Here is a 14,930-nt window from a genome sequence, read left to right as displayed (position 1 = left end):
GGCCGTTGCACAGGGCGAAGTTGTTGGTCAGCATGGCGATCAGCCGCTCGCGGGGACTGTCGATGACCCGCGTCGCCACCACGCCGGCGGCGTTGCAGCCGAAGCCCATCATCATGCTCAGCGCTTGCCGGCCGTGCGCCCCGGAGCGCTTGAAGGCGCTGTCCAGGTTGAAAGCCACGCGCGGCAGGTAGCCGAAGTCCTCCAGCAGCGTGAACAGCGGGAAGAAGATGGCCATCGGCGGCAACATGACGCTGACCACCCAGGCCGTCGCCAGATACATGCCGTCGATGAGCAGGCCGGACAGCCACCACGGGAAGCCAGCCGTCGTCGCGCCGCGCTGCAGCAAGGGATAGAGCGTGTCGATGAGGACGAATGACAGCCAGCGCGATGGCGCGTTGGCCCCGGCGATGGTGATCCAGAAGACGACGGTGAAGAGCAGGATCATCAGCGGGAAGCCCCAGCGCCGGCTGGTGACGACGCGGTCGATGGCGTGGTCGAGGTCGAAGCGGGCGGCCAGACCCTCTCCCCAACCCTCTCCCAAAGGGCGAGGGGGCCGGACTCCCTCTCCCCCTGGGAGAGGGTCTGGCCGGGTGACCGATCGGTCAGCCAGCCGGGCGGCGTCGGCGTAAATATCCTCCATCAGTTGTTCGTGGAAGTTGGCGCCGATCTGCCAGCGCAGGCGCTCGGCGGTATCTAGTAAGGCCTGACAGGTGGGCGGCGGACGGTGATCCACCGGTGGATTGTCATCCGCCGTCCACCTGTCAGGTCTGGCAGTCGCCAGTTGGGCCAATTCCCCATCGCGCAGGGCCGCGGCGATGCGCTCGTCGCCATCCAGCAGCCGCAGGGCTACCCAGCGGGCGTTGGGCAGGTCGGGCAGCGCCGCGCCGATGTGCGCCGCCAGTTCGTCCACCGCCCGGCCGACGGCCGATGCGTGTTGCACCCGGTGGGGCCGGCCGGCGACGCGCCCCGCGGCCCCGCGCTGAGCGGCCACGTCATTGATCGCGCGCAGCAGGTCGTCCAGACCGCGCCCCTGGCGGGCGGCGGTGGGCACGACGGGCACGCCCAGGTCGCGGGCCAGCCGCCTATGATCGACGGTCACGCCGCGCCGCGCCGCCTCGTCCACCAGGTTCAGGCAGATGACGGCCCGGTCGGTGATCTCCAGCACTTGCAGGGCCAGATTCAAGTTGCGCTCCAGCCGCGAGGCGTCCACGACGATGAGCGTCACGTCGGGCCGGCCAAAGAGGATGAAGTCGCGGGCGATCTCCTCGTCGCGGCTGGTGGAGAGCAGGGAGTAGGTTCCCGGCAGGTCAACCAGCTTGAAGCGGTGGCCGTCGTAGGTGAAGCCGCCCTCGGCCCGAGCCACCGTCTTGCCCGGCCAGTTACCGGTGTGCTGGCGCAAGCCGGTCAGGGCGTTGAAGACGGTGCTCTTGCCCACGTTGGGGTTGCCGGCCAGGGCCACGACATAATCCGCGTCGCCCATGTCGAGGCCGTGGCGCTCCAGTGGGCCGGGGCTGTGCAGCGGGCACGTGGCGCAGGGATTCTCTTCAGGTTTCATTCGTTGTTGGTTAGGAAGAGGCTCACGCAAAGGCCGCCAAGTTAAGAAAAAGACGCAAAAGCCTTTCTTATTTCTTCTTGGCGTTCTTTGCTTCTTTGGGCCCTTTGCGTGAGCCTCTTAACTCGTCACTCGTCGTTCGTCATTCGTCACTCGTATCAGCCGCGCCTGCTCCGCCCGCAAGGCGATCGTTGCGCCGCGGATGCGGTAGGCGGTCGGGTCGCCGCCGGGGCTGCGCAGTTCGGCCGTCACCACCGTGCCCGGCAGCAGCCCCAGGTCGAGCAGCCGGCGGCGCTCCTGTCCCCGCAGCCCGGCGGCCAGCGCCACCACCCGTCCGCTCTCGCCCAACTTCAGGGCGGTCAGCGGCCGACCGGCGGCGGTGTGTTCCACCTCTTCCGTAGGTAGCGGCCGGACGAAGATATTGCCGGCCAGAATGGGGGCCAGCACGTGCTCGTCGCCATTGGTCCAGAAGTGAACGCGCTCCGGGCCGACGGCCGCGACGCGCACCATCTGGCCGGGGTACAGCCCTTCGGCCACCAATTGGGCATAGATCGCCTCCGGCTCATCTTCCAGGTGGACAATGCGCGCCGGCTGGTCAAGCGGCAGGGTGGACAGCAGTTGGCCGCCGTGGGGCAACAGGTGGCCGTCGGCGCGGGGGATGGGGTCGCCATGGGGGTCGTGGGTGGGGTGGCCCAGCCGGGCGGCCAGCGCCTCCAGTTCGGCCGGCGTGAGGTCATGCTCGCGGCGCTCCGCCTGGCCGTGCCACTCCTCTTCGTCGTAGCCGGTTTCTTCGGCCAGATAGCGCTCCCACAGGCGGTGGGCGCGGATGATGTGGACGGCCACTTCGTGGCCTTGTAGGGTCAGCGCGGGCGTGCCGGCGCGGTCTTCCAGCAGGCCATCGGCGGAGAGCGCGCCGACCAGCCGGGCGGCCTCATCCAGCCCGACGCCGACTGCCCCGGCGATGCTTTCCAGCGTCGGCCGGCGGCCCTTGGCCTCGGCCTTATGGATGTGCTTGAGCGCGTCCTCGCGATAGACGCGCTCGCTGAAGCGCCTGGCCCGCTGCCAGCGCGCCCACAGGCCACGCCGCGGCCAGCAGAAGAGGGCGACCAGCAGGGCCAGAGCAGCTACCATGGCGAGAGCCAGACGCGGATCGATGAGAGCGGACATAATTTTGGCTTACCTAAATCAAGATTTACCTGCTTCTATTATGGGCGGTATGGAGGGGCGCGGGTAGTGACGAATGTCATATCTTCCCCTTTTCCCTTACCCCATCTTTAACATTTCCATACACCATCTTTATGCCGCGCTTATGCGGCCTCCGGGCCGCTTGTGATAAACTTCACAAAGTATGATTCCGTAACGTAGCTTCACAGCTAACCATAGACAAACGCAGAGAACCGGGTGATTTCTTCGGGATGTCCTTCACCACTGGCCTCTACCGCATCGAACCAAAGGGGATCTAGATGGATTACACACCTTCATTCGATTTCATCCGCCAATACTGGGGGTTGATCGTCGATGGCGCCCTGCTGACGATCCTGATTTGCGTGATCGCGACCGTTGCGGGATTGACCATCGGAACGGTACTGGCCGGCCTGCAGACCACCAAGCGCCCCATCTTTATGGCGCCCATCCGGGCCTACGTGGAGATGATTCGCAACACGCCCTTCCTGGTGCAGCTGTTCATCTTCTACTTTGGTTTCTCCAGCATGGGGTTCAAGATCAGCGCGACCGTGGCCGGCGTCATTGCGCTATCGATCAACACCGGCGCTTACGCCACCGAGATCATACGGGCCGGCATCGAGTCGCTGCCCAGAGGGCAAATCGATGCGGGCAATGCGCTGGGACTTACCCGGTTCCAGATCTTCAAGGACATCATCCTCTCTCAGGCATTCCGAGCCGTCTACCCCTCCATCACCAATCAATTCATCCTCTTCATGCTCGGCTCCAGCGTCATCTCGGCCATCGGGGTGCATGAGCTGACCTTCACGGGCAATTACATCTCTTCGCGGACTTTCCGCAGTTTTGAGGTGTACATCTTCATCCTCGTCGTGTACTTCGCCCTGTCCTACCTGTTCCGGGGCATGTTCCAGGCATTCCAGGCGCTGGCGTTCGCCAAGATCCCCCAAAGGTAATCATGCAAGACTTCGACTTTGCCAACACGCTGACCATGCTGCTGGGGGCCGCCCGGTGGACCCTGATGTTGTCCGTCATCGCGTTCGCCTTTGGGGGCGCTGTGGGGCTGCTCGTAATGGTAATGCGCATTTCGCCCATCAGGCCCTTGCGGTGGATTAGCCGTCTGTATATCGAGTTCTTCCAGGGGACGCCGCTCCTGGTGCAACTCTTCCTGATCTTCTTCGGCCTGCCGATCTTGATCGGTTACAACATTTCGCCCCTGTTGTCGGCCGGTATTGCGTTGACCATCTACACCTCGGCTTTCCTGGCCGACATCTGGCGGGGTTGCGTGGAGTCCATCTCCCGCGGGCAATGGGAAGGCAGCGCGGCGTTGGGCTTGAGTTTCCTGCAACAGCTCTGGCACGTGATCCTCCCCCAGGCGATCAAAATCTCGATCCCACCTTCAATCGGGTTCCTGGTTCAGGTGGTCAAGAACACGTCGCTGACGGCCATCATCGGCTACGTGGAACTGACCCGGCAGGGGCAGATCCTCAACAACGTCACCTTTCGCCCGTTCACCATCTTCTTGATGGTGGGCGCGATCTACTTCGTGATTTGCTTTCCCCTGTCGCGTTACAGCAAGGTCCTGGAAAGCAAACTCGCCGCTCGCCAGGCGTAAGGTCATGATAAACCAGCGCGATAGGTGGGCCGCTCAGCGGCTCTTAACGGGGATGGTTAAGAGAGGAGAGCGTTTATGAGATGATCTCCGCCCACATCTGCTTTATACCGAATGTATCGACCCGGGCCGCACGGGAGCGGTCACGGTCATTGTGAAACTCGGTAGAGATTTGAACCAAGAGAGAGCAAAATGAACCGTTCATCAAAGAAACACAGTCTGTTCGTTATGGCCCTGTTCAGCGTGATTTTGGTCCTGGCGCTGGCTGCCTGTGGGAACGCTGCCCCCGCCGCGGAAGTTAACACGGATGCCGGCGCTCAGGTTGCAACCTCCGACGGCACGCAGAGCCTCGACCGGATTAAGTCCGAAGGGAAGATCCGGATCGCCATCCCGCAAGACACGCCGCTGTTTGGAACCCAGACCGCCGACGGCTCCTATGAGGGGTACGACGTGGACATCGCCAACCTGATCGGCGAAGAAATGGGCGTTGAAGTGGAACTGGTTCCGGTCAGCAGCGCCAACCGTATTCCCTATCTAAGCTCCGGCCGCGTCGATCTGGTTGTCGCCAATATGGGCGTGCAGCCGGCCCGCGCCGAAGTGATCGCTTTTTCCAACGCCTATGCCCCGTTCTTCTGGGCCGTCTTCGGTCCCGCTTCGATTGAAGCGAGCACCGTCGAGGACACCGTCCCCTACAAAGTGGGCGCGACGCTGGGCACTATGGAAGAGCTGGCCTTCACCGCGGCCGCGGAAGAGTTGGGTGTCGAGATCGTCCGTTATCCCGACCAGGCGACTACCGCCCAGGCGTTCATCTCCGGGCAGGTTGACCTGATCGTCACCGGCAACTCCATCGCCGCCGGCCTCATGCGCGACAACCCCGAGATGGGCATTGAGTCGAAGTTCGTCATCCAGCAGTCGCCGTGCCACATTGGCGCGCTGCGTGGCGAGACGGCGATCATCGACTGGGTGAACGCCTTCATCTACACCAAGAAGCTGAATGGCACACTGGACGAACTGTCCATTAAGTGGTTCGGCGAGCCGCTGCCGGAGTTCCCCGAATTCTAGCCGTATATTATCAGCGGGAAGGGGGATTCATCGGTTCGAATTCGGAGAGCCTCCGGCCGGAACGATGAGTTCTCCTCCCACAGACAACGTAGCTTCGTGGATCAATCCAAGTGGGAGGCTGAGTGACAATGGACACAACCGCACCGTCAACCGCAAGTGCTGCTGAAGACATCATTATTTGCGAGGATGTACACAAATTTTTCGGCAAGTTCGAAGCGCTGCAGAGTGTGAACCTGCGGGTCAAGCCGGGCGAGGTGATTGTCATTCTGGGGCCGTCCGGCTCCGGCAAGTCGACCCTGATCCGTTGCATCAACCGCCTGGAAAGCCACGAGAAAGGCCGCATCGTCGTTGACGGGATTGAGTTGACCCACAACCTGCGCAATGTCCGAGAGATTCGCCGTGACGTGGGCATGGTATTTCAGCAGTTCAACCTGTTCCCGCACAAGACAGTTCTCGACAACGTCACGCTGGCGCCGATTCGGGTGCGCAAATGGTCACGCCAGGAGGCCGAAGAACTGGGAATGAAATGGCTCACCCGGGTCGGCATCCCGGAGCAGGCCAACAAGTACCCGACACAGCTGTCGGGTGGGCAGCAGCAGCGGGTGGCCATCGCCCGGGCGCTGACCATGCAGCCCAAGATTCTGCTGTTCGACGAGCCGACCTCGGCCCTGGACCCGGAGATGATCAAGGAAGTGCTGGACGTGATGCGCGACCTGGCGCTGAGCGGCTACACCATTCTGGCGGTGACGCACGAAATGGGCTTTGCCCGCGAGGTCGCCAACCGGGTCATCTTCATGGACAAGGGCAAGATCGTCGAGGAAAACGACCCGAAGAGCTTCTTTGAGAACCCGCAGCAGGAGCGGTCGAGGTTGTTCTTGAACCAGATTCTCCATCACTAACCTTGTAGCGCGGGATGGCATCCCGCGTCTGCCGGCGCAGTAGGGGCGGGTTTGAAACCCGCCCCTACCACGGATGAAGACGGACAAAACGGATTTCATATCCGTATCGTCCGTCTTCATCCGTAGCCATTCTTTTAGCAGGGCGAAGAGGCGGGTTGCCAACCCGCGCTACAACGGCGGCACTGACCTACTGTTTACTGCTTACTTCTTCCGATCCCGATACCCCAACAACCTCAACCCATTCAACGACACCAACACCGTCCCCCCCTCATGCCCGATGACGGCCAGGGGCAGCGGCAGGTCGCGGACGAAGATGGCGACGAGCATCAGGCCAATCATGAACAGGGCGAAGCCCAGGTTGACGATGAGCGTCCGCCGCGTCTTGCGGCTCAGGCGGATGACGTAGGGGATGTTGCGCAGGTCGTCGCCCATCAGCACCACGTCGGCCGTCTCCAGCGCCACGTCCGACCCGGCCGCGCCCATGGCGATGCCGATGGTGGCCGCGGCCAGCGCCGGGGCGTCGTTCACGCCGTCGCCGACCATCGCCACCGGGCCGTAGTGGTCGCGCACGTGGCGCACGGCCGAGACCTTGTCCTCCGGCAGTAGCTCGGCGAAGACCTCATCCACGCCGGCCTGCGCGGCGATGCGCCGGGCGACGCGCTCGTTGTCGCCGGTCAGCATGATCACCCGCTCCACACCGGCGGCCTTCAACTCGCGCACGACGGCCGGGGCGTCCTCGCGCAGCATATCAGCCAGGGCGATGACCCCCAGGTAGCGCACAGCCAACCCCTCGGCGGCCAGGGCGATGATGACGCTCGTCTTGCCCTCCTCCTCCAGTTCGGCCACCATGCTCGCCACCTGCTCCAGATGGCTGTTGCCCTCGTAGCCGCTGAAGTAGCGCAGGTTGCCGATGTGGATGTCCACGTGGCCGTGATCCGCGTCCTGGACGGAGCCGCGCACGCCCAGACCGGCCACGGCCTGGAAGTGGGTGACCGGCGGCACGTCAAGCCCGCGCGCCTTGGCCTCGTCCACGATGGCCTTGGCCAACGGGTGCTCGCTGCGGGCCTCAATGGCCGCGGCGAGGCGAAGGAGCTCGTTCTCCGAATTCAACGCAAAGACGCCAGGACGCAAAGGCGCTAAAGATGTTTCACGACTGGCGTCTTCGCGTTTTTGTGTCTTTGCGTTGTCTTCTGCTGCCTCCAAGAGCCTTATATCGGTCACGCGCGGCTCGCCCGCGGTCAGCGTGCCCGTCTTGTCGAAGGCGATGACCTTGACCGTGGCCGCATCCTCCACGTAGACGCCCCCCTTGAACAGCACGCCCCGCCGCGCCCCGTTGCCGATGGCCGACAGGACAGTGGCCGGGGTGCTGATGACGATGGCGCAGGGGGAGGCGGCGACCATGACGGTCATGGCCGTGTAGAAGGCGGCGTCGAAGCTCTGGCCGAAGACGAGCGGCAGAACGGCCGCCACGGCCGCCGTCAGCAGAATGACGCCCAGCGCGTACCACTGCTCGAAGCGGTCGATGAAGCGCTGTGTTTTGGCCTTCTCGCTCTGCGCTTCCTCCACCATCTGGATGAGCCGGGCGATGGTCGAGTCCTTGGCCAGCCGTGTGACGCCGATCTCCAGGCTGCCATCCTTGTTGATCGTCCCGGCGAAGCAGGGGTCGCCCGGCTTCTTATAGACCGGCATGGATTCGCCGGTCAGCGACGCCTGATCGACGCTGCCCGCGCCGCTGAGGATGGTGCCGTCCAGGGCAATGCGGTCGCCGGGCTTGACGCGCATCCGGTCGCCGACGCGCACCTCCTCGATGGGCAACGTCACCAGCCGGTCGCCGCGATACACCTCGGCCTGGTTGGGCCGCAGCTTCATCAGGGCGCGGATGGCGTTGCGCGTGCGGTCGAGGGCGAAGTCTTGCAGGGTATTGGACAGCGAGAAGAGGAAGAGCAGCATGGCCCCCTCGAACGGCTCGCCGACGAAGGCCGCGCCCAGGGCGGCCAGGATCATGAGCAGGTCGATGTCGACGGTGCGCGCCCGCAGCGACTCGACGCCCCCCTTCAGCCCGAACGCGCCGCCGGCCATGTAGGCGACGACGTAGAGCGCCGCCGGCAGCCAGCCGGGCGCGGCGGCGAAGCGCTCGATGAGCCAGGCGGCGAGCATGGCGACGAAGGTGACGACGGTGAAGATGGCTTGGAGGCGTTGTGGCGTCAGCCACTCGCGCCACCGCGCCAGGCCCGTTGTAGGGACGGGTTTCAAACCCGCCCCTACGGGCAAGGCTGCGGCCGACGGGCCGACGCCCACGCCGAACTGCTCCACGCGCTGGGCGATGTCGCTGAAGGTGATGAGGCCGTTGTCGTAGTGGACGGCCATGACGCCGCCGGCGAAGCTGGCCGTGGCCCGGCGCACGCCCGGCAGCTGGCCGACCTGCCGCTCCAGGGCCAGGGCGCACGATTCGCACGCCCGGCCGCCGCGCTTCTCCAGGCGCATCGTGCATGTCTCCCAGCGGGCTTGTAGCGTCGGGGCGACCTCGTGGGCCACGCGCAGGATGTCGTCCTCATCGACGCGGCGCGGGTCGTAGGCGAAGGTCATCGTCTCGCCGGCCGTGTCTACGGCCACGTCGATGATGCCCTTCTGGCCAGCGACGGCCTGGTCGAGGAGTTGGAGGCAGGTGGGGTCTTCTTGAGTGGGGGTTAGCGGGTTCTGGTCGGACATGGCTCTGCTCCCCGGGTGCAGCCCGTTTCGGAAAGTAGGCCGCACCGGATTCCCTCCGCGGCCGGGGGTAAGAGAGGTGCACCCCGGACGCCTACGTCTAGTGTAATCGCTCGCGCCATCCGGCGATAGTGTCTTTTGACACGTCCTGGATGTGACAAAACGGCAACTTGTTTCTTAATTGGCGTTAGAGTTGAATTTAACGTTGGTTAAATTTTAGCGGATGGGGGTGAGGGAAGTCAAGGGGGGATAGGAGTATGCTTAGAGCTCGTTCACCAGGTGGGAATAGGACGCTGATGAACGCTAATTTTTACGCCAGTGCTTGGCGCATAGTTTTGGACAACTTTGCCCACATTTGATACGATTCTCCCCCGTAGGACAGAATCGCATCCCCACAGATAACCCAGACTCGTCGTCTTCAATCTGTGAAATCTGTGGATGCTTTCTTCGGAGTAATCCATCGTGCCCTTCCGCGAACCCGCATCCCGGGAACACACTCCCACGTCCATCGGCGTCCTGCTGACCAACGTCGGCACGCCGGCCGCGCCCACGACCGCCGCCCTGCGCCCCTACCTGGCCCAGTTCCTGGGCGACGAGCGCGTCATCGAGTACCCGCGCTGGCTGTGGCGGCCGCTGCTACACGGCGTCATCCTCAACACCCGCCCCCGCCGGTCGGCTGAATTGTACCGCCACGTCTGGACTGACGACGGCTCGCCGCTGCTGGTCATCTTGCGCCGGCAAGCCGCGGCGCTGGCCGCCGCGCTGCCGGCCGCGGTAAAGGTGATCTATGGCCTGCGTTACGGCGAGCCGTCCATCGCCGCGGCCCTGCGCGAGTTGGACGCGGCCGGCGCGCGTCGCGTGCTGGTCTTCCCGCTCTACCCGCAATACTCGGCCACGACCACGGCCACCTCGCTCGACGCGGTCTTTGAGGAACTGCGCACGTGGCGCTGGGTTCCCGAACTACGCACCATCAACCAGTACCACGCCGACCCGCACTACATCGCCGCGCTGGCCGCCTCCGTCCGCGAGTATTGGGCGCGCCACGGCCGCGGCCAACGCCTGCTGATGTCGTTCCATGGTATCCCGCAGGAGTACGCCCGGAAGGGCGACCCCTACCCCGGCGAGTGCAACGCGACGGCGCGGCTAGTGGCCGAGGCGCTGGGCCTTGGCTCGGACGAGTACGCCGCGACCTTCCAGTCCCGCTTTGGCCCATCCGACTGGCTGCAGCCCTACACCGACGAGACGCTGGCGGCCTGGGGGCGCGAGGGACTGACCCGCATTGACGCCATCTGCCCCGGCTTCTCGGCCGATTGCCTGGAGACGGTAGACGAGATCGGCCGTGAGGGGGCGCACAAGTTCCGCGAGGCTGGGGGCGGCGAATTGCGCTACATCCCGGCCCTCAACGACCGGCCCGACCACGTCGCCATGCTGGAGGGGCTCGTCATGGCGCACTTGAGCGGCTGGATGGAGAGCAGTCGATCGCGAGGGACAGCGCCATGAGATCAGCCTGTAGCAACATCCCCTCGCCCAGCCCATTGCCCCAAGCCGCCGGCCGGTTTATAATGTTTACAAACTCTATAAACCATACAAGGACGGGCTATGGAAGAGCGACAAATCGGGACGACGGAGTTGAGACAGCGGCTGACGGACGTACTACAGGCGATCAAGGAAGAGAAGGTGGCCTATGTGGTGGAGACATTTGGGCGGCCACAGGCGGTGCTTATTGACCTGGAGGAGTACCGGCGGCTGGAGAACCAGGAGTCCGGACGCACTCCGCTGAGCGAAGGAGCCCAGGCTGCCTTCGGAATGTGGCGCGACCGGGAAGATATCGACGACGACTGGCTGAACCGCGGACGAGAGCAGTGGGACAGCGCGTGGCGGCAGGCGGCGAGCCATGACGAGTAGACCTTATCTGTTTGACACCGGCGCGCTCATCGACATCTATCGAGGCCGCCAACGGATCGCGCCCTATTTCGAGGCGCTGGCCGAGCAAGCCGCTTACCTGTCGGTTCTCAGCGAGGCGGAGCTGTGGCGGAGCCTGCGCCCGGGCGAGATCGAGCGGCACGAGGCGCTACTGGCCCGCTTCGTCCCGCTGCCGTTGACGTCGGAGGCCGCCCGGCTGGCGGGGCAGTGGATGCAGGCGTATGGGGCGATCGGGTTGGGCTGGATGGACGCGCTCATCACGGCTACGGCCGCGGTGGCCGGCTCGCCACTGCTGACGCGGGATCGGCGGCTGGCGGGGGTGTTGGCGAACCAGGTGGAATTCGTCCTCTACGATGGATAGGACGCTGGTTTTCGCCGCGTGATCAGCGCAGGAATCAGCGTCCCATTCTTCCCCACTTGCCCCACCGCCCGATCTCCGCTAGACTGCCGGTTAGCACATTTGTTTCAATCCAACCATGTCCACCTTGCCCGCCCTGCTCGACCACCTCCGCCTCAACCGCGACTTCATCCGCAACGTCGTCGCCTGGGAGCGCATCCCGGCCCGGCCGGCGCGCTACGCCCCGCTGCCGGCGGCGCTCGACCCGCGGCTGGCGGCGGCGCTGCGGGCGCGAGGCATCGAGCAGCTCTACACCCACCAGGCCGCGGCCGTGGAGGCCGCTGCCCGCGGCGAGAACGTCGTCGTCGCCACGGCCACCGCCTCCGGCAAATCGCTCTGCTACACCCTGCCTGTCCTGCAACGGCTGCTGGAGCAGCCCGACGCCCGCGCCCTCTACCTCTTCCCCACCAAGGCGCTGGCCCACGATCAGGAGACGGAGACGGCTGCGCTCATCGCCGCCGCCAACCAGGTAGGGGCGGGTTTGAAACCCGCCCCTACCGCAGCCACGCGCCTGCCCATCCAGGTGCACACCTACGACGGCGACACGCCGCGCGGCAAACGCTCCGCCATCCGCGCCGCCGGCGGCATCCTCATCACCAACCCCGACATGCTCCACGCCGGCATCCTGCCCTACCACCCGTCGTGGCGGGCGCTGTTCGGCGCGCTGCGCTACGTCGTCGTGGACGAGATTCACATCTACCGCGGCGTCTTCGGCAGCCACGTCGCCAACGTCCTGCGCCGGCTGCTGCGGCTGTGCCACTTCTACGGCAGCGAGCCGCAGATCATCTGCGCCTCGGCCACCATCGCCAATCCGCGCGAACACGCTGAACGATTGATTGAACGACCGTTCACCCTGATCGACGAGTTGCAGAACGGCGCACCGCAGGGGCAGAAGGAGTTTCTGCTCTACAACCCGCCCATCGTCAACGAGGAGTTGGGGCTGCGGGCCAGCGCGGTGCTGACGGCCAAGGACGCCGCCGTAACCTTCCTGGGCCAGGACATCCAGACTATCGTCTTCGCCCGCGCCCGCCAGACAGTGGAACTGCTGCTAGGCTATCTACGCGACGAGTTGGCCCACCTGGGACGCGGCGAGACGTTCGTGGCCGGCTACCGGGGCGGCTACCTACCGCTGGAGCGGCGCGAGATCGAGGCCGGGCTGCGCCACGGCACGGTGCGCGGCGTGGTGGCGACGAACGCGCTGGAACTGGGCATCGACATCGGCCAGCTCGACGCCGCGGTGCTGACCGGCTACCCCGGCACGGTCGCCAGCACGTGGCAGCAGGTCGGCCGGGCCGGGCGACGGGCCGACCGCTCGGCGGCCATCCTCATCGCCGGCAGCGGCGCGCTCGACCAGTATCTCTGCCTCCACCCGCGCTACCTGTTCGGCCGCTCGCCGGAGCACGCGCTGACCAACCCTGACAACCTGCCTATCCTGACCCGCCACCTGTTGTGCGCCGCCTACGAATTGCCCTTCGCCGCCGACGAGGTGTTCGGCGGCTTCGACCCGGTGGGGCCGGTGCTGGACGACCTGGCCGCGGCCGGCGACCTGCACCGAACGCGCAACCAGTACCACTATTTGGGCGAGAGCGCGCCGGCCACGTCCGTCTCGCTGCGCGCCAGCGGCGACGAGACGGTGGTCATCCAGGACAGCAGCGAGGGCAGCCCGCAGGTCATCGGCGAGGTGGATTTACCCAGCGCGCCCATGCTGGCCTATGAGGGAGCCATCTACATGCACCAGGCGCAGACCTACCTGGTGGATCGGCTCGACTGGGAGGGGCGCATCGCTGAGGTGCGCCCGGTGGAGGTGGACTACTACACCCGCGCCGCCGTCGGCAGCAACATTCGCCGGCTGGAGGCGGTGGCCGAGCGGACGGCCGACGCCTCGGCCGCCCGCGACGCGCTGACGGTGGCCCACGGGGAGGTGACGGTCATCACCCAGGCCACCGGCTACCGCAAGGTGCGCCGCTACACCCACGAGACGCTCGGCTTCGGCCCCATCGACCTGCCGGCGCAGACGCTAGAAACCACCGGCTACTGGCTGGTCTTCAGCGAGACGCTGACCGACCGGCTGTACGACCTGGGCATCCTGCTGCGCCCCAACGACTACGGCCCCAACTGGCAGACGCAGCGCCGGCTGGCGCTGGAGCGCGACCAGTTCCGCTGCCGGACGTGCGGCGCGAGCGGCGACGATTTTCTGCTGCACGTGCACCACATCCGGCCGTTCCGCGAGTACGGTTACACGCCGGGCGAGAACGAGCACTACCGCGTCGCCAACCACCTGGACAACCTGGTGACGCTGTGCGCCGCCTGCCACCGCCGGGCGGAAGCGGGGCAGCAGACGCGCTCGGCGCTGGCCGGGCTGGGGTACGTGCTGCGCAACCTGGCCCCGCTGTTCCTGATGTGCGACCCGGAGGACATCAGCGTGTCGGCCGAATCGCTCAACCCGGTGACGCGCGCGCCGACGCTGGTCATCTACGAGCGCGTGCCGGCCGGGGTGGGGTTCAGCGAGCGGCTGTACGAGCTGCACGACGAGCTGTTGGCCGCGGCGCTGGAACTGGTGCGCGACTGCCAGTGCCGCTCCGGCTGCCCCGCCTGTGTCGGCCCGCCGGGCGATATTGGGCCGGACACAAAAGAGGTGACGCGACAGTTGTTGGCGATCTTGGCGCGGACGGGTACAGTACGCGACTAATGCCCTCTGTCCTATTAGTTGAAGACTACAAAATCCTCGGCGACATCCTGGCCCACCTGTTAGAGAAGGACGCCAGCGTGCGTGTGCCGTGCGTCTTACCCTCGGGCGAGGAGGCGCTGGCCTATCTGGCGGCGCGGGAGCCGGCCGAGCGGCCCGACCTGGTGGTGATCGACCTATCGCTGCCGGGCATGAACGGCATCGAACTGGCGGCAGCGCTGCACGAGCGCTTCCCCGACTTGCCTTGCCTGATGCTCTCCGGCTACCACGAGCCGCACTACGTTACGGGGGCGCGGGCCGCCGGGGCGCGCGGCTACGTGTTCAAAGACGACACACTGAGCATCGCGCCGGCCGTCCGGCGGGTGCTGGACGGCGGGAGCTACTTCAGCGACAGCCGGCATGATGCCTGACCCCACCTTCGTCCCCGGCCTGACGCTGAGCGAACACCTCTACCGCCGCCACGTCGGCCCGCTGCTGGCCGCCCACTTCCCCAATCTGGCCCACTCGGCGGCGCTGCTCGGCCCCGGCTCCGAGGTGCTGGGCTTCGACACACCGCAGTCGATGGATCACAGTTGGGGGCCGCGACTCTTGCTCTTCCTGTCGGACGAGGATGCGGCGGCCCATGCCGCGGCCATCGACCACCTGCTGCGGCGCGAACTGCCGCCGGCGATTGACGGCGTACCGGTCGACCTGGCCGTGCGGCGCGCCGACCCGCCCGCCCCCGACCCGGCCGCTAACCACGCCGTGCGCGTCGTCACCGTGGCCGGCTTCTTCCGCGACCACCTCGGCTTCGTCCCCGACCGCGACCTGAGCGCGGCGGAGTGGCTGGCCGCGCCGTCGCAGGTGTTGCGCAGCCTGACGGCTGGCGGCGTTTTCCACGACGGGCTGGGGCAGCTGGCCCCCATCCGCGCCCG

The 14,930-nt window shown here is 65.7% G+C and carries 12 protein-coding genes and 1 pseudogene; 10 read left to right on the top strand and 3 right to left on the bottom strand.

Annotated elements, in window-relative coordinates:
• Positions 1–1,555 (bottom strand): ferrous iron transport protein B (gene feoB, locus ACE3UY_RS17930; protein ID WP_374688854.1); only part of this gene is annotated, 1,555 nt, incomplete at its 3' end.
• Between the two features lie 117 nt (positions 1,556–1,672).
• Positions 1,673–2,719, bottom strand: coding sequence for an iron dependent repressor, metal binding and dimerization domain protein (locus tag ACE3UY_RS17925; protein WP_374688853.1), 1,047 nt, complete (start codon positions 2,717–2,719; stop codon positions 1,673–1,675).
• A gap of 296 nt (positions 2,720–3,015) precedes the next feature.
• Between ACE3UY_RS17925 and ACE3UY_RS17920 the strand changes: the two genes are divergently transcribed.
• The 4 genes from ACE3UY_RS17920 to ACE3UY_RS17905 all read left to right on the top strand — a co-directional run bounded on the left by ACE3UY_RS17920 (position 3,016) and on the right by ACE3UY_RS17905 (position 6,304).
• Positions 3,016–3,687, top strand: a complete 672-nt coding sequence (locus ACE3UY_RS17920; protein ID WP_374688852.1) for an amino acid ABC transporter permease — start codon at positions 3,016–3,018, stop codon at positions 3,685–3,687.
• Between the two features lie 2 nt (positions 3,688–3,689).
• Complete coding sequence (locus ACE3UY_RS17915; RefSeq protein ID WP_374688851.1) at positions 3,690–4,346, top strand: amino acid ABC transporter permease; 657 nt, start codon at positions 3,690–3,692, stop codon at positions 4,344–4,346.
• Between the two features lie 189 nt (positions 4,347–4,535).
• Complete coding sequence (locus ACE3UY_RS17910; RefSeq protein ID WP_374688850.1) at positions 4,536–5,405, top strand: transporter substrate-binding domain-containing protein; 870 nt, start codon at positions 4,536–4,538, stop codon at positions 5,403–5,405.
• A gap of 128 nt (positions 5,406–5,533) precedes the next feature.
• On the top strand, positions 5,534–6,304 hold the full coding sequence (locus tag ACE3UY_RS17905) for an amino acid ABC transporter ATP-binding protein (RefSeq protein ID WP_374688849.1): 771 nt from the start codon (positions 5,534–5,536) through the stop codon (positions 6,302–6,304).
• Between the two features lie 201 nt (positions 6,305–6,505).
• Here ACE3UY_RS17905 and ACE3UY_RS17900 read toward each other — a convergent pair whose 3' ends face one another.
• Positions 6,506–9,013 carry a heavy metal translocating P-type ATPase gene (locus ACE3UY_RS17900; protein ID WP_374688848.1) on the bottom strand — a complete coding sequence of 836 codons (2,508 nt, stop codon included), beginning with the start codon at positions 9,011–9,013 and terminating at the stop codon, positions 6,506–6,508.
• A 459-nt stretch (positions 9,014–9,472) separates the two neighbouring features.
• Here ACE3UY_RS17900 and hemH point away from each other — a divergent pair, with 459 nt between their 5' ends.
• From hemH to ACE3UY_RS17870, 6 genes and pseudogenes are all read left to right on the top strand, one after another.
• The gene (hemH, locus tag ACE3UY_RS17895; RefSeq protein WP_374688847.1) at positions 9,473–10,510 is read left to right on the top strand and encodes a ferrochelatase; all 1,038 of its coding nucleotides are present in this window, start codon (positions 9,473–9,475) and stop codon (positions 10,508–10,510) included.
• Between the two features lie 99 nt (positions 10,511–10,609).
• Complete coding sequence (locus tag ACE3UY_RS17890; RefSeq protein ID WP_374688846.1) at positions 10,610–10,915, top strand: type II toxin-antitoxin system Phd/YefM family antitoxin; 306 nt, start codon at positions 10,610–10,612, stop codon at positions 10,913–10,915.
• Positions 10,905–11,294, top strand: coding sequence for a PIN domain-containing protein (locus tag ACE3UY_RS17885; RefSeq protein WP_374688845.1), 390 nt, complete (start codon positions 10,905–10,907; stop codon positions 11,292–11,294). Before ACE3UY_RS17890 ends, ACE3UY_RS17885 begins: the two co-directional genes overlap by 11 nt.
• Positions 11,295–11,409: 115 nt before the next feature.
• Positions 11,410–14,019, top strand: coding sequence for a DEAD/DEAH box helicase (locus ACE3UY_RS17880; RefSeq protein ID WP_374688844.1), 2,610 nt, complete (start codon positions 11,410–11,412; stop codon positions 14,017–14,019).
• Positions 14,019–14,426 carry a response regulator transcription factor gene (locus ACE3UY_RS17875; protein ID WP_374688843.1) on the top strand — a complete coding sequence of 136 codons (408 nt, stop codon included), beginning with the start codon at positions 14,019–14,021 and terminating at the stop codon, positions 14,424–14,426. The genes ACE3UY_RS17880 and ACE3UY_RS17875 overlap by 1 nt, the downstream gene beginning before the upstream one ends.
• Positions 14,416–14,930 (top strand): annotated as a pseudogene (locus ACE3UY_RS17870) (hypothetical protein); the annotation flags it as partial. The gene ACE3UY_RS17875 and the pseudogene ACE3UY_RS17870, both read left to right, overlap by 11 nt.

The organism is Promineifilum sp. (SeqCode) (genome assembly GCF_041918635.1).
Classification (GTDB): Bacteria; Chloroflexota; Anaerolineae; order Promineifilales; family Promineifilaceae; genus Promineifilum.
Note: the sequence above shows the minus strand (reverse complement) of the source record. Positions and strands in the feature narration are given on the sequence as shown.